Origin of the sequence: Methanohalophilus sp. WG1-DM (assembly GCF_004104135.1) — an archaeon.
In the GTDB taxonomy this organism is placed as follows: Archaea; Halobacteriota; Methanosarcinia; order Methanosarcinales; family Methanosarcinaceae; genus Methanohalophilus; species Methanohalophilus euhalobius.
Genome location: NZ_RRBA01000003.1, coordinates 101,164 through 117,126, shown reverse-complemented (window position 1 = coordinate 117,126; position 15,963 = coordinate 101,164). Strand labels below are relative to the sequence as shown.

Below are 15,963 nucleotides of genomic sequence, written 5' to 3'. Positions count from 1 at the left end.
TTTGGTATTTTTGGTATAGTACAAAAAATGGATTTGTAAATTGTTATGAATGCAGCGGCACATTTATGCTTCCAATGTTGGAAAAATGGAATTTTACCCCAACACAAAAAAAATATTTATACTTTTATTTTCATACACTTCACTATGAGTAATAATATCTGGAGTATTGTGCTGCTGGGCATTCTGCTATTTCTTACTTTTTCAGGTTGTACCACAACAACTGATGAACCTGCCGTATCCAATAATGATGTTCTTTTCCAGACATCCACAATTGACTCTTTAATTGCCGGCTCCTATGATGGGGATATGCAGGTTCGCGATCTTAAGGAACAGGGTGATATTGGATTGGGTACCTTTGATCGGCTGGATGGTGAAATGATAGTTATTGACGGTGAAGTTTACCGGGCAAAAGCAGATGGTTACATTTATCAGGTAAACGATACGGCTACAACTCCTTTTGCGGCAGTGACCTTCTTTGAAGCAGATGACACGATCACAATTGGGTCAAATACGGATTATGCGTCTCTCCAATCCATGATTAAAGAAAACATTCCCGGCCCAAATCTCCTGTATGCATTGAAAATAGAGGGAACATTTGAAAACCTAAGTATACGAAGTGTACCTGCCCAGAGTAAGCCCTATCGCCCTCTGCTGGACGTAGTGGCAGAAGAGGAAGCTGTGTATCATCATGAAAATATTAATGGTACAATGGTTGGCTTCCTTCTTCCCTATTATATTGAAAACATCAATGTGCCGGGTTATCATTTCCACTTCATAGATGCAAACAAAGAAATCGGTGGACATGTGCTTGCATGTAATCTGACCTCTGGCTCAGTTGAACTGGATTATACATATGATTTCACCCTGTCAATTCCCGAATCATCATCGTTCTCTGATGTATCACCTGGGAATAAAGATGTCCTTGAAGCCATTGAGCAATAAGTGACCTTTTTTCTTTTTTACCACCCATGATTTTTAAATAGCTTCATTACAATATGACTACTGATACTGCTATATCAAAATTTTTGATTGTAATTCAGGTGAAGCAATGTACTCAGACAGAATAAATGCACTACCACCGTATTTGTTTGCAACGATAGATGAAGCCAAAGCCAGGGTAAAGGAAAAAGGAGTGGATGTAATAGACCTTGGTGTGGGTGACCCTGATCAACCTACTCATCAGCATATCGTCGATTCCATGTGCGAGGCAGTCCGCGATCCATCAACCCACAGGTATCCGTCCTATTCTGGCATGCCGGCTTTCAGGGAGGCAGCAGCTCGTTGGTGTAAGGATACAAAGGGAATTGATGTTGACCCGGCCACCGAAGCCCTCACAATGATTGGCTCCAAGGAAGGTGTAGCACACATCCCTCTTGCTTTCCTCAATCCCGGAGATGTAGCCCTTGTGCCTGATCCCGCATACCCGGTGTACAAGATAGGCACCCAATTTGCAGGTGGTGTACCTCATATTATGCCTCTGCTTGAGGAAAATGATTTCCTTCCGGACCTGGATTCGATTCCGAAGGATGTACTTGAGAAAACCAAACTCATGTTCATGAATTACCCCAACAATCCGACTTCAGCCACAGCAAACCTCAAGTTCTTTGAAGAGGTTGTGGATTTTGCACGGGAAAATGATGTTGTGATAGTCCACGACAATGCTTATTCCGATATGGTTTATGATGGTTATGAGGCTCCCAGTTTCCTGAGTGTTGATGGTGCGATGGATGTAGGTGTTGAATTCTATTCTCTTTCCAAAACTTACAATATGACAGGCTGGAGGATTGCTTTTGCCGTGGGTAACAAGGATATAATCACCGGCTTTGGAAAGGTCAAGTCCAATATAGACTCAGGTGCATTCGAGGCTGTTCAGAAGGCAGGAATTACTGCACTGGACAGTTCCCAGCAGTGTGTCACAGATATGAATAGTGTATACAAGCAAAGACGTGATGCCCTGCTGAAAGGTCTTGACGCGATGGGTCTTGATGTGAATCCGCCAAAGGCCACCTTCTATGTATGGGCCCGGGTTCCCGAAAAATATAGTTCAATTGACTTTTCTTCCCTCCTGCTTGAAGAAGCGGGAATTGTCGCGACTCCGGGTGTAGGATTTGGCGATTATGGTGAAGGCTATATCAGGTTCGCTCTCACCCAGACTGTTGAACGTATAGAAGAAGCCGTAGGAAGAATGGAAAAACTGGATTTGTAATCTTTTCCTTTCTCTTTCTTTTCATTTTTCAGGCAGTATGCTATCCGGATTTATACGGCCGCTCTGTATCATATAATCGGCCAGTACAATTGCCATCATGGCCTCGGCGACAGGTACCATTCTCGGAGGGATAGTCGGATCATGGCGACCCTTAATTTCTATAATTTCTTCTTTTTTTGTCATCATATCTGCCGTATGCTGGGGTAATGAGATTGATGGTGTGGGTTTTACAGCACAGCGGCAAATTATTGGCATGCCTGTGGTAAGTCCTCCGAGCACCCCGCCTGCGTTGTTGGTAAGTGGTTTTATTGTTTCGTTGTCAACTTCAAAGGCATCGTTCATCTCACTGCCTCTCATTCGGGCTGCCTTGAATCCTGCACCAAATTCAATTCCCTTGACTGCACCGATACCCATCATTGCAGCCGCAATATCTGCATCGATCTTATTGAATACCGGTTCTCCCAATCCTGCCGGTACACCTGTGGTAAGGATTTCCACAATTCCTCCGGTGCTTTCCCCGCAGTTGCGCATTTTCTCTATCATTTCAAGCATTTTTGTAGCAGCTGAAGGGTCTGCGCAGCGTACAGGATTTTTTTCGATTGCAGTTTTGATATCCGGATCGATATTTTCTGCCCGTATTCCTCCGAGTTCTATTACATGTGCAACTACTTCGATACCGTATGCTCCAAGTAATTTTTTTGCAATTGCGCCGGCTGCTACCCTGCCAATGGTCTCACGTCCTGACGACCGTCCTCCCCCCCTGTGGTCTCTGTGGCCATATTTTTCCATATAGGTAAAATCCGCATGACCGGGTCTGGGTTTATTGCGCAATTTGTCATAGGAACTGGAATTTGCATCCTTATTGTAAACTATCAGTGATATTGGGGTGCCTGTTGTAATACCTTCAAAAATTCCCGACAGAATTTCTACCCGATCTTTTTCTTTGCGGGGTGTTGCAGCGCCACTCTGTCCCGGTCGGCGGCGATCCAATTCCTTCTGTATATCCGCTTCATCAAGAGCCAACCCCGCAGGAGTTCCGTCCACAACTACTCCTAATGCCTTTCCGTGGGATTCTCCCCATGTGGTTATCCTGAATGAATGGCCAAACGTGTTTCCTGCCATGCTATTATGTTACACATTCCGTTATTTATCAATTTGCTTCAATCCTGCTTTTCATGTGGCTCCGTATGCACAACTACATCCTTTACATCTTCCATGTACTGCTTTATTTGATCGCTCACCTGATGGGATATAGCATGGGCCTGATCAACCGGCATTTTTGGATCCACCTCTATATGCAGATCGATATAATATTCTCCTTTTGTCCCTCTTGTGCGTATCCGGTGGCATTCCATGACGCCATCTACTTCAAAAGCTATGTTACATATTATATCTTCATCAATCCTTGATTCGTCGCATAGGGTTTTGCTGCTGCTTTTGATTATATTGATCGCTGCGCGGATTATAAACAGGGAGATAATGACAGCTATTATCGGATCTATAAGGAGGTATCCACCTTTTACAGCAAGCAGGCCTGCGATGACTGATATGGAAACATAGATGTCACTTCTCGTATGCATGGAATCTGCAATCAGGATGTCACTTTTCAGTTTGTCCCCTTCTCTTTTTTCGTATATTGTTACAAAGAGGTTGACCGCAATGGTAAGTATCATTACAACAAAACTTAAAAAAGTGATCTCCGGTGTGGATGGTGAGATAAAACGTTCAACTGATTTGGAGATTATTTCCACCGCTACTATGAACAGCAATACCGCAATAAAAACCGATGCCAGGGATTCATATTTTTGGTGTCCGTAGGGATGACTGCGATCAGGCGGTTTTGATGCGATCTGGATTCCGAGAATGCCTATTATGTTGGAGATGCCATCAAATAGGGAATGATAACCGTCAGATTCCATACTTAAGGTGTTAGTAAAACTACCATAGCCGATTTTGGCAAAGGATACAATCAGGTTAAGTACAAGTATCTTAACAAGTATCGATCTTATTAACCGGTATTTATCTGTAGGGGAATCCATCATAATAATTTAAGTCCTGTTTGTTATATTTAGATACTACTTTAATGAAGAAGTATATTGGCTTTCCGTTATTTCGTTAACATGGTGACTAAGATGTTCAAAGTTGCGATTACAGGCAAAGGCGGTGTGGGAAAAACCACCATCTCAGGTACGATTGCACGTTTACTGGCCAGGGATGGCTATGATGTACTGGCAATAGATGCGGATCCAGATATGAACCTGGCTTCCTCACTGGGTATAACAGTTCCTCCCAAACCATTGACCGAATACAGGGAAATGATCGAGGAGCGTGCGGGGCAGACAGGAGGCATGTTCAAATACAACCCGAAAGTGGATGATGTAGTTGAAAGATTCGGGGCAGTGGGCCCTGATAATGTGAAAATGCTTGTCATGGGTACGGTGGAAAGGGGCGGAAGTGGCTGTATGTGTCCTGCATCAGCATTTTTGCGCGCCCTGCTGCGACATGTGGTACTCAAGGACAGCAGTGCTGTCATAATGGATATGGAAGCCGGCATAGAACATCTGGGCAGGGGAACCACAAAAGGCATTGATTTAATGCTGATCGTTGTGGAGCCGGGCAGACGTTCCATTGAAACTGCATCACGCATAAAGAAACTTTCTGACGAGATTGGTATCAGACATATTGCTGCGGTCATTAACAAGAGTAATGAAGCTGACATGTCAACTGTGCTGGAGGATATCGGTGTCCCGGTAATTGGCGAGATTCCTTTTTCATCGGACTTTATAGAAGCCGATCTGCAGGGTCTGTCACCCATTGATTTGGGTGGGGATGCATTGGAATCTATCAAAAATGTCAGGGACAATATGGTGGATATGATTACATCCTTTGATGATGCTCAAATGAAGTAAAGGATCACAGGCAGCAAAATTACTCCCATAAGGTGACTTCTCCTGACCTTCATGAAAGGGGGAAGCATGCCTATTGTAGTGGCTGTCAAAAAGAGCAGTATTCCGAAAATCCCGGTGAAAAGGGCTACCATTATAGTAAGTCCGGCTATGACAGCAAAACAGAGATTTTTGTATTCTATTTTCTTCAGGACATGATGTACGTTGTTTCCAATGGCTATGGTAGATAGGTAGGATAGCAGGGCTGCTGCAACTATTGCTGTCAGGAAAAGAATTATTGAGCGGCTATCAATGGTTGCAGAATCAAGCAAACGGTTGACTGCTACCATAGCACCGCTTCTTGTTTTACCGATCATCGCCAGGGCAAAAAGGCCAAAAATAGAGTTTGCTGTATTAACTCCGGATATAGATACTATAAACTCTTTTGAATCTTCCAGTTCATCTTCAATATCGTCCCTGTCAATTTCTTTTGGAATAGTAAATCTTGCAACCACTGTGGCAATTGAAGCCGAGATCCCGGGCAGCCACGCAACAATTGAGCCAGCAAAACTGCCGGATATTATGCCACGTAATATTCTCTTTACTGAAAGTTGCATGCGGGATATATTTTCAGAAGGGATGTGCGAATCTGACATCAGGCTGATTGCTAGTTGGGAGGCACCGAATAATCCGCTCAAAATAGGTAACAGAATGGACGTTTCTCCAAATTTTAAGATTGGCGTTGCCAGATATTCCATCTCAAATGCAAAATATCCCAGCAATCCGCTTAGTATAAAGAGACAAAGAGCATAACCTTTGTATCTAAATGAGGCAAGTGATCCCTGCCCTGTGACATATTCTCCTTTCTCGGTCAGGATAAGTATGGCTGATATGGCTATGAGTATCCAGGCCATATTTTCCTGTATAGTATCATAGGCATTTGTGAAAAAAAATACCAGGGGATATGCCATTATCAGGGCAAAGGCAACAGAACCTGCACTTCCCAGGGCAGAAAGCCTGACAGCTTCGGCACCATACCCATCCAGGAGCAACCTATGGCCAGGCAGGACTGCAAGGGCCATGTCATCGTTAGGTGCGCCCAGAAAGATGGCAGGTATTATGTCGTGGAAAGTGTGAGATATGGAGTTGGATAATACAATTATTGCTACATAAAGAGGTTCGATTCCCTGATTCAGAAGAATGGGGCTTACTCCTACCAGTATCAGGGCGAAATTGTTTGTATGTATGCCCGGGATAAGGCCGGAAACAATTCCCAGCAGAAAACCTGCAAGGATTGACAACAGTATCAGGGATATTTCAACTGTCATGATTGCCCGTTATTCATTCATAACAATATTTATATTTTTGTTTATATTAGAATATTATCCGTTTGCTATTTTTATTTGTATTCAATGTGTAACGTAAGTATTTATACGAGGTCAAATTGAATGTGGTCACATGACCGAAGAAAAAACCAGGTGTATGAAATGCAATCATGAAGCTATCATTTACCAGCCATATTCCGGTATGCACCTGTGCAAAAAACATTTTACAGAAGATGTAGAACGCAAGGTCAAGCTTACGATTCGCAAGAATTACAATATAGGTAAAAACGAAAAAATTGCAGTTGCCTTGAGTGGTGGTAAGGATAGCTGTGTGGCCCTGTATATTTTGAACAAGATTTTTGGCAAACGCAGGGATCTGGAACTGGTTGCAATTACAGTTGATGAAGGTATTTCTGTTTACAGAAAGCGCTCAATAGGCTATGCCAAAAAACTGACATCTGATATTGGTGTAAAGCATCTTATCCATAGTTTTGCTGAGGAATACGATACATCCCTTGATGAACTGGCAGCAAAAGAAAGGGTACATGGTGCATGCAGTTATTGTGGTGTGCTGCGCAAATCCCTGGTTAACAGGATAGCTCTTGATATCGGGGCAAAACGACTTGTGACAGGCCATAACCTTGATGATGAAGCCCAGACGATAATGATGAATCATCTGGGGGGTGATGTGGAGCGGATGATACGTCTTTCTCCGCCAAGAGAACTCGAAGGTTTGGTCCTGCGTGCCAAACCCTTACGCAAAATCCCTGAAAAAGAAGTGGAATTGTATGCAAAGGTCAATGATATTCCGGTAGATATAAGCCTGTGTCCTTACAAACACGAGGCCTTGCGTAACGAAGTAAGACTGATGCTTGATGATTTTGAGCAAAAACATCCCGGTACGAAATATTCAATCCAGAAGGGCTTTGATAAAATGGTGGGAATACTTGCAAAAGAATTCCCTCAGGCGGAAATTAAAAAATGCACAATTTGCGGACAGGCCTGCACTGCTGATGTCTGTCAGGCATGTCGGCTTCTTGGCAAGACCTGATCAACGCTTAAACTCCAGATAGTCATCAATATCATAAAACTGTGTGCTTTTACCGCTTAAATACATCCTTGTCCACCACAGTACTGTCAGAGGCTGGATTACTGCAAAGGACAGGACAAAATCGGCAAATGACCAGAATGTGCTGAGTATTTCGATGGAACTGAGAATTTCCCCGGCTACTCCTGTGAGTATTGACAGGCCAATCAGAACCAGCCAGAGGATAACTGTATCAAGTTTATTGTTCATGAAAAATGAGAAACCTTCTTCCAGGGCTTCCAGGGGTTCCAGTCCACCAACAACCAGTGCATATTCTGCAAAAGTAAAAATCAGTTTGACTACGATTGCATAGAATATCCAGACAAATATTCCAAAAACAAGGATTAATGTTCCCGAGAGTGCTTCTTCAGGGTTTTGTATCAATATGCTCAGATCCCCAATTGCCAGTATTCCGGGCACCACGAAGATTATTCCTGCGAGGATAATCAGTATTACTATGAATCTGGTAAGGAAGAGGTTGATCAAGTTCTTTTTTCCTGATGTAAACATCTCATTGATGCTGGTGGACCCATTTTGAAGAGCTTTTTTTGCCATTCCTATGGCTCCGCCGTAAAAATAGGAACTTATCAGGGTGGATACTACAAATGCTGCGATAAACAGGAGTATGAACAATCCCATATTTTCATAAAAGGCGGCTGTGAGGACTCCAAATGCCATTTCAGGATTGATATTTGTGGGGTCTGTTGTAATGTCCTGCATTGCAGGCATAACAAATATGATGACCGCAACCATGAAAATAACAAACATTGCAAATATACCTGCAAATATGTTCAAAAAGAAGGGGATGCAAATATTGAGATTGTGTGTCCAGGTCTGAAAACCTTTTCTCAGAACCGTATTTATATTTTCCATTAAATATTATCTCCCGATTACCATATCGTGATAGTTATATGGAAGTATCCCTATGGATATAACTGCGTACCCATAAGTCTTCTTATTGTATAAAGATTCTCATGCAGGTGATTCAATGGATGCCGAAAATGATAAAATTATGGTAGTTTCTCACTGTCTTCTCAACCCTGAGTCGCGTCTGGCAGGGATTAAAAATCCGGGAAAGTTTTCTCCCGGGAAAAAGAATGTAATTCAACTTCCCTGTCCGGAACTGATATATTTTGGTTCAAGTCGCCGGGAAATTACCAGAGACCAGTTAATCCATTCATCCTACAGGAAATTCTGCAGACAATTATTTGCCCCTTTTGCAGATATGCTCGAGGAATTTTATCGCAGGGGTTTTTCCGTTGAATTTGTAGGAGTAGGAAAGAGCCCCTCCTGTGCTGCAGATCTCACAACAGTGAGTGGTCCTGCCGGCAGGGTGTCAAACTTTACACATGAATATATTGCTGGCAGGGGTGTTTTTTTTGAAGAAATCGAGATGGAACTTGTCAGGCGTGGAATATGCTATAGTATGCAGGATTGCCACAAACAGTAAAATATATATAACATGTAGTCATCACGAGGGTTGCTGACGGGTTGTCTTTCTTTTCCTAAAACCCCACTCCCCAAATATTAAACCCCCCTTAAAACCCGTCAGCTTTTCCCCATTAGTAATTCTCAATAGGGCAATCTCTATTATCTTTATAACAAATAAGTGTAGGATAGCTTTTACTGTTTTATTATATCAAAAAAAAGAAAATGAAGGTCAAGAGACCTTCAGAATATTCCTGCCCCTATAAACAGGGAGGAGAACAGGATTGCAATCATGTTGACTACCTTAATAAGGGAGTTCAGTGCGGGTCCTGCGGTGTCTTTGAAAGGGTCTCCGACGGTATCTCCGACAACTGCTGCTTTATGAGCTTCGGAACCTTTTCCGCCATGATGTCCATCCTCGATAAGTTTCTTGGCATTATCCCATGCTCCTCCACCATTGTCCATTGTAAGGGCAAGGAGAAGTCCTGATGCGATAATTCCTATAAGCAATCCTCCCAGGGCAAGTGGTCCGAGGATATAGCCTATAAGTAATGGAGTTGCGATTGCAAGAATACCAGGAATTGCCATCTCGCGGATTGCAGCGGCTGTTACAATATCCACACATTTTCCATACTCTGGTTTGGTTGTACCTTCCATGATACCAGGTATTTCCCTGAACTGACGCCTAACTTCATTGATGATGCCAAAAGCAGCTTTTCCAACTGCCTGCATCGTGACAGCACTGAAGATGAATGGCAGGAGAGCACCGATAAACAATCCGACAAGTACGATAGGATTGTCAAGACTGAGTCCGCCTGTTTCAATGTTTACTTTGTGCCTGTAATCGGCGAAAAGAGCCAGTGCTCCCAGTGCAGCGGATCCGATAGCGTATCCTTTTGTTACTGCCTTGGTGGTGTTACCTACAGCATCCAGGGCATCTGTGATCTCACGCACCTCGGCGGGTAGACCGGCCATTTCGGCTATTCCGCCGGCATTATCCGTAATTGGTCCGTAGGAGTCCAGGGTAACGATCATTCCTGTGGTAGAGAGCATTGCTGCTGCGGCAATTGCAATACCATATAGCCCCATTGCAGGATTTACAGCTCCGCCTGCAACGAAGAATGCGGCAAGAATTCCGATTACGATAATTACAACAGGAAGGGCAGTACTTTCAAAGCCCATTGCAAGTCCTGAAATTACATTTGTACCGGCACCGGTCTCAGAAGCCTCTGCTACTTTCTTGACAGGTCTGTAACTCGTTGAAGTATAATATTCGGTGAAAACAACCATCAACACCATAATAGCAACACCTACCAGGGATGCATAATAAATGTTGATGTCTCCAATGAGTATGTCTGTTACGAAGTAGAAGGCAACAAGACACAACAATGCGGCTACAGCAACTCCTTTGTAAAGGGCTTTCATGATCTTGTTATCGTTTCCGACACGCACGAAGAAGATGGAGATAATGGAGGCAAAGATTGCCACGGCACCGAGAATTAATGGGTAGATTATTGCATTGGGATATGACTCGAGTACCTGTGCACCAAGCAGCATCGCTGCAAGGACTGTTACTACATATGTCTCGAAAAGATCTGCTCCCATACCCGCACAGTCACCGACATTATCACCGACGTTATCAGCAATTACACCGGCATTTCGGGGGTCATCTTCGGGGATTCCCGCTTCAATTTTTCCTACGAGGTCTGCTCCCACATCGGCTGCTTTGGTGTATATTCCACCGCCAACCCTTGCGAAGAGACTGATTAGACTTGCACCGAATCCGAATCCTACTACTTGATCGACATTGCCGAATAATATGTAGAATATACTGGTACCCAGAAGGGCCAGTCCTACGACGGCAAGCCCGGTTACTGCTCCTCCGCGGACAGCGACCTGCATGGCTTCATGCAGTCCTCTGGATGCGGCGTTTGTTGTCCTGACATTTGCTCTTACAGACACATTCATCCCAATGTATCCGGCAATAGCTGAACTGGCTGCTCCTACTATGAATCCTATCGCTACTTTTCCGCTGTTTTCTCCCAGCAGGGCGTAGATTAAGAAAGCAAGGATTACAGCAACTATGGCTATTGTCTTGTACTGGCGATTCAGATATGCCATGGCCCCTTCCTGTATCGCAGTGGCAATTTCCTGCATTTTCTCGTTACCGGTTCCTTCCTTGAGGACACGGGTCGCGAAAAATGCAGCAAATACCAGACTTACGATACCTGCCAGAGGGGCGAGGTATATAATATCCTGCATTATTGTTCTCCTAAATTTGTTTAACTGTAATGATAATGCTTTGATTGGATTTCAGGCAGATTTGCTGTTAAGCTGCCCTTATCCTGAAATAATACTTTGTAAAGGCGCCGGGAAGGCAGATTGAAATAGAACACACCTAATAAGAAATTAACGTTTCAAAATTTTTAGATTGATGTGTGCCATGTTCGATTTGCCCTAACATATTTTTGTTAGTATTAATGTTTTCCCTTTTATATGCACCACAGATATGAATAGACATATTAATTATAGCGTATTATCCTATACCAATGAGAATTGCAGGGCTTATACTCGTAACTTTGCTGCTTTCGTGCTCTATATCAGGGGCACTTGCGGCTGAGGATGGCGGGGATTATATACATATTTCAAGTATGCAGGTCCGATTTTCAGGTACTGATGCCACAGTTGATCTGTTCTATGACCTGGATTTTTTCGGAGACATGTATGTTTTTGCATTAGGCAGTCGTCATCTTAAACCCGAATTCGAATCTTTTTTCTACGATTTTGAAGAAGTTAAGGTTATAGAACTCGGAAGGAGCCATTCCAGATTTTTACTTAAGAATGTATCCCGGGAAAGTGAAAATTTCTATCTTCATGATGAGAAGAAACTTGGCAGACAAGTTGATTCTCTTGTAGTTATTTATCCCGCAGGCTCTTCAAAAACTATGGGTAGTATGGATTCGATCCCAAACCTGTTTTATGAAAAACCATGACTCTGCAGTAATTGATTATGTGTGATCTTTATGTCCTGCTATCCTTCTGTTTGGAATTCAATCTGTTCTTGGAGTTAAATTTATATAGTTATGCATTATAATGCAATATTATGGTGCGTCCCAAGAAAAAGAGAATGGTAGGCTTCCATTACAGGTGTCGGCGTTTCAGTCCCGATGATACGAATGAAAGTATGCCTGTTGTTGATGTCGGTGTAGATGAATTGGAATCCATGAGATTGAATATTTTGGAAAATTTGTCTCAGGGAGAGGCTGCACAGAAAATGGGAGTCCATCAGTCTACATTTCAAAGAACCCTTCGTAGGGGTCTTGAAAAAGTCACGGATGCACTGGTCAATGGAAAAGGTATTTTTTTAGAAGGAGGTGAACTCAATATGCCTGGAGGAGATGGCACAGGTCCAGATGGAAATGGTCCGATAGGGGCCAGGGGACAGGGTCGCAGAGGTGGTGGAAATCGCCCGGGCCGTGGAGCTGCAGCTCCGCAGAATTGCAGGTGTCCTTCATGTGGACATCTTGAACCACACCAACTGGGTTTACCATGCAGTCAGGCCAAATGTCCTGAATGCGGTTCCCAGATGGTGCGAGGTTGAATTTATAGACCAGAAACAATGCTAGAATGACAAAGGAGGTTGTATTAATATGCCAGGTGGAGACAGAACCGGTCCCAGGGGAATGGGGCCAATGACAGGAAGAGGTGCAGGTTATTGCACCGGATATGATATTCCAGGATGGCAGAATCGATTGGTAAGAGGAAACTCTTTCAGGGGGGGCTTTTACAGATTCGGTCTCCCTTTCAAACGAGGTATGGCTTACTGTAGACGGGGTCCATTTGCGACTCTTTCTCAGCCTGTATCTCCACAAAGCGAGCTTGAAGTGCTTGAAAGAGAAAAGGACTTGCTTTCCCGGCGTATAGAACAATTGAAAACCCAACTTTCAGGGAAGGGATCAGAGGATGTCTGATCTCCTGTTTATTTTTTGGGAATTTCTGTGGGAAAACGAAAGTCCAGAATAATTTATGGGCCAATCCTCTCACGAAGATTGGGCAGGTCTCTGGGTGTGGATGTTATACGCAACCTCTCCAGCCGGAAAAACTGCAATTTTGACTGTGTCTACTGTCAGCTGGGTCCAGTTACAGATAAAATCCAATCTCCAGAGGATGCTGTGGGATGTGTTACGTGTTCCGAAGTTGTTGAAGGTATTCGGCATTATCATCGCAGTATAGAAGATATTGATTATATTACATTCTCAGGAACCTGTGAACCAACCCTCAATCTATGGGTTGGGGAGATGATCGACGGTATCCGTGATATTTCTGATGTACCCATCTGTGTCATTACTAATTCTTCCCTTGTTGGCAGAAAGGATGTGCGCCAGAATCTTGCAAAGGCTGATCTAGTGGTTGCCACTCTAGTCTCAGGTTATGAGGATACATTCCAGAATATTAACAGACCTGCTTCGGGTATTCATCTGGAGGAAGTTATAGAAGGACTTGCGGCTCTTTCTCTGATGGATGGCTGCAAGCTTTCCATTGAGGCTATGTTTGTAGAAAGTAACGAGTTTCCAGGCAACTCATCCGATAGAGAAATTTCACGTCTTGTAGAAGTTCTGGAGTACATCGATCCGGATGAAGTTGAAGTCTTGACTGTAACCCGACCTCCCGCTGAATCTTCCCTACATGCTGTTGATGAGAAAAGGTTGAAGGAAATTGCCAGCTATTTTGACGGTAAATTTGGCAGGAATAAAGTGCGCCTTGTATTGCAAGGTATAAAAAGAGGCCGCTCCGTCCTCAAACATGAGAATATTGAGGAGGAAGTGTATGACCTGATTTTGCGCCGTCCCTGTACTGCTGCACAGGTGCTTACATCCCTTGGAATTGAGGAAAACACGCTCTCTCCTATTCTTGAGAAACTTGAAAACAAGAGCAAAATTGAACCTGTCAGGGAAGGTAGGTATTGTTACTACAGGGCTCTGTGATTGATACAGAGCTCGCCTTTCTGTTGATTTTTATCTTACCGGGACCATTACATTTATACATGATTAATCATTAGGGTTATATATACTTTTAAGGAGGTCCACTAGCATGCATGAAATAATAGAATCATCACTTGCAGAGGAGCGTGTATTTCAGGCATCCAAATCTTTCCGGATGCAGGCGAATATGAATGACCCCGACATCTACAAGAAGGCTGAAGAGGATTTTGAAGGTTTTTGGGCTTCAGTTGCAGAGGATATAGACTGGTTTGAAAAATGGGATAAAGTCTTAGAATGGAAACCTCCGCATAGCAAATGGTTCCTTAATGGCAGTCTAAACGCATCATATAACTGTATTGATAGGCATCTTTCTTCAAAGGGCGATAAGACAGCGATTATATGGGAAGGGGAAATGGCAAACAATCGTACCTTTACCTATAATGAACTCTTTTACTCCACATGTCGCTTTGCCAATGCATTGAAAGAATTGGGGGTGCAGAAAGGAGATATTGTAACAATCTATCTTCCGATGATCCCTGAAGCTGTTATTGCCATGCTTGCCTGTGCAAGGATTGGTGCTCCTCACAGTGTGGTATTTGCCGGATTTTCCCAGGAAGCACTAGCCCAACGTGTTGAGGACGCAGGCAGCAAATTTGTAATTACCTGTGATGGTTACTATCACAAAGGTAAACTGGTTAACCAGAAGGAAAAAACCGATAATGCACTTGAAAAATTAGATGACATAGAGCATGTGCTGGTTGTCAATCATGCGGCAAATTCTGTATTTTTCACAGAGGGACGGGATGTGTGGTGGCATGACATCGAAAAACAGGTGGATTATGAATGTCCGCCTGAACACATGGATTCTGAAGATACACTTTTCTTAATGTATACTAGCGGAACTACAGGCAAACCCAAGGGTGTGGTCCACAGCACCGGAGGCTATCTTGTCGGAACAGCGATCTCTGCTAAATGGGTCTTTGATCTGAAAGATGATGATGTTTACTGGTGTACCGCGGATGTGGGCTGGATTACAGGTCATTCCTATATTACATATGGTCCCCTGCTGAACGGTGCAACTGTGCTGATGTATGAGGGAGCACCGGATTATCCAGAAAAGGACAGGTTCTGGAGTATAATTGAGAATTATGGAGTGACGATTTTTTATACTGCACCTACAGCTATTCGTACATTCATGAAATGGGGAGAACAATTACCTGCAAAGCATGACCTTTCTTCGTTGCGGCTTCTGGGAAGTGTCGGTGAACCCATCAACCCGAAGGCATGGCTCTGGTACTATGAGCACATCGGGGACAAGAAATGCCCGGTAGTTGATACATGGTGGCAGACAGAGACAGGTATGATAATGATCACACCCCTGCCAGGCATTACTCCGATGAAACCCGGTAGTGCTGTCCGTCCGTTCCCGGGAATCGAGGTATCCATTCTCGATGAAGAAGGAAATGCGGTTCCAGAAGGGTATGGGGGCTATCTTGCAATTAAAAAACCCTGGCCCAGCATGATCCGGACCATTCATGGGGATGAAGAACGCTTCATTGAAACTTACTGGAGTAAATGGGGTAATGACATCTATATGTCAGGAGATGGTGCCCGTACTGACAGGGATGGCTATATCTGGGTACTTGGAAGACTTGATGATGTGATCAAGGTCTCCGGTCACAGACTGGGTACCATGGAGATTGAAAGTTCTCTTGTGTCCCATCCGGCCGTTGCAGAAGCTGCTGTTGAGGGGAAAGAGGATGAAATTAAGGGGGAGGTAATAGTCGGTTATGTTGTGCTTGAAGCCGATGTTCCTGTTAGTGATGAGCTGAAAGAGCAACTTAAGGGTCATGTTGTAGATGAGATTGGGCCGATAGCCCGTCCGGCGGCGATAGTTTTTGCAAGGGACCTGCCAAAGACACGTAGTGGAAAGATTATGCGCCGGGTCCTGCGCGCAATAACAAATAATACTTATCCCGGGGATGTGACTACTCTGCAGAATCCTGAAGTGGTCGAAGAACTCAAAAGAAAAGTTCATCTATCAGATTAA

At 43.7% G+C, this 15,963-nt stretch carries 15 protein-coding genes; 10 read left to right on the top strand and 5 right to left on the bottom strand.

Annotation, left to right across the window (positions count from 1 at the left end; all coding sequences use genetic code 11):
- The first annotated feature begins 144 nt into the window (after positions 1–144).
- The gene (budA, locus tag CI957_RS03660) at positions 145–942 is read left to right on the top strand and encodes an acetolactate decarboxylase (protein WP_164909018.1); all 798 of its coding nucleotides are present in this window, start codon (positions 145–147) and stop codon (positions 940–942) included.
- Between the two features lie 106 nt (positions 943–1,048).
- Positions 1,049–2,206: an LL-diaminopimelate aminotransferase gene (locus CI957_RS03655; protein WP_128754233.1), complete on the top strand. Its 1,158-nt coding sequence runs from the start codon at positions 1,049–1,051 to the stop codon at positions 2,204–2,206.
- A gap of 21 nt (positions 2,207–2,227) precedes the next feature.
- Here CI957_RS03655 and aroC read toward each other — a convergent pair whose 3' ends face one another.
- Together aroC and CI957_RS03645 are read right to left on the bottom strand one after the other, a co-directional pair.
- Complete coding sequence (gene aroC / locus CI957_RS03650; protein WP_105459957.1) at positions 2,228–3,328, bottom strand: chorismate synthase; 1,101 nt, start codon at positions 3,326–3,328, stop codon at positions 2,228–2,230.
- Positions 3,329–3,366: 38 nt separating this feature from the next.
- Entirely contained in the window at positions 3,367–4,248 is an 882-nt protein-coding gene (locus CI957_RS03645; RefSeq protein ID WP_105459958.1) for a cation diffusion facilitator family transporter, read from the bottom strand.
- A gap of 90 nt (positions 4,249–4,338) precedes the next feature.
- On the opposite strand from CI957_RS03645, the gene CI957_RS03640 reads away from it, so the two are divergent.
- Positions 4,339–5,115: an AAA family ATPase gene (locus CI957_RS03640; protein ID WP_096711779.1), complete on the top strand. Its 777-nt coding sequence runs from the start codon at positions 4,339–4,341 to the stop codon at positions 5,113–5,115.
- Here CI957_RS03640 and CI957_RS03635 read toward each other — a convergent pair.
- Positions 5,103–6,419, bottom strand: a complete 1,317-nt coding sequence (locus tag CI957_RS03635; protein ID WP_181079119.1) for a tripartite tricarboxylate transporter permease — start codon at positions 6,417–6,419, stop codon at positions 5,103–5,105. The genes CI957_RS03640 and CI957_RS03635 overlap by 13 nt on opposite strands.
- 130 nt (positions 6,420–6,549) lie before the next feature.
- Between CI957_RS03635 and CI957_RS03630 the strand changes: the two genes are divergently transcribed.
- Complete coding sequence (locus CI957_RS03630; protein WP_096711777.1) at positions 6,550–7,467, top strand: TIGR00269 family protein; 918 nt, start codon at positions 6,550–6,552, stop codon at positions 7,465–7,467.
- Here CI957_RS03630 and CI957_RS03625 read toward each other — a convergent pair whose 3' ends face one another.
- On the bottom strand, positions 7,468–8,376 hold the full coding sequence (locus CI957_RS03625; protein ID WP_105459961.1) for a hypothetical protein: 909 nt from the start codon (positions 8,374–8,376) through the stop codon (positions 7,468–7,470). It lies immediately after the preceding gene.
- A 115-nt stretch (positions 8,377–8,491) separates the two neighbouring features.
- On the opposite strand from CI957_RS03625, the gene CI957_RS03620 reads away from it, so the two are divergent.
- On the top strand, positions 8,492–8,953 hold the full coding sequence (locus CI957_RS03620; protein WP_128754232.1) for a DUF523 domain-containing protein: 462 nt from the start codon (positions 8,492–8,494) through the stop codon (positions 8,951–8,953).
- Positions 8,954–9,174: 221 nt separating this feature from the next.
- Here the strand turns inward: CI957_RS03620 and CI957_RS03615 are convergent, their stop codons facing one another.
- Positions 9,175–11,193: a sodium-translocating pyrophosphatase gene (locus tag CI957_RS03615; protein WP_096711774.1), complete on the bottom strand. Its 2,019-nt coding sequence runs from the start codon at positions 11,191–11,193 to the stop codon at positions 9,175–9,177.
- Between the two features lie 287 nt (positions 11,194–11,480).
- Between CI957_RS03615 and CI957_RS03610 the strand changes: the two genes are divergently transcribed.
- The 5 genes from CI957_RS03610 to acs all read left to right on the top strand — a co-directional run bounded on the left by CI957_RS03610 (position 11,481) and on the right by acs (position 15,963).
- Positions 11,481–11,924: a hypothetical protein gene (locus tag CI957_RS03610; RefSeq protein ID WP_128754231.1), complete on the top strand. Its 444-nt coding sequence runs from the start codon at positions 11,481–11,483 to the stop codon at positions 11,922–11,924.
- A gap of 110 nt (positions 11,925–12,034) precedes the next feature.
- Entirely contained in the window at positions 12,035–12,532 is a 498-nt protein-coding gene (locus CI957_RS03605; RefSeq protein WP_128754230.1) for a DUF134 domain-containing protein, read from the top strand.
- 49 nt (positions 12,533–12,581) lie between these two features.
- Entirely contained in the window at positions 12,582–12,902 is a 321-nt protein-coding gene (locus tag CI957_RS03600) for a DUF5320 domain-containing protein (RefSeq protein WP_128754229.1), read from the top strand.
- Between the two features lie 27 nt (positions 12,903–12,929).
- Entirely contained in the window at positions 12,930–13,916 is a 987-nt protein-coding gene (locus CI957_RS03595; RefSeq protein WP_128754228.1) for a radical SAM protein, read from the top strand.
- Positions 13,917–14,022: 106 nt separating this feature from the next.
- The gene (acs, locus tag CI957_RS03590; RefSeq protein ID WP_096711769.1) at positions 14,023–15,963 is read left to right on the top strand and encodes an acetate--CoA ligase; all 1,941 of its coding nucleotides are present in this window, start codon (positions 14,023–14,025) and stop codon (positions 15,961–15,963) included.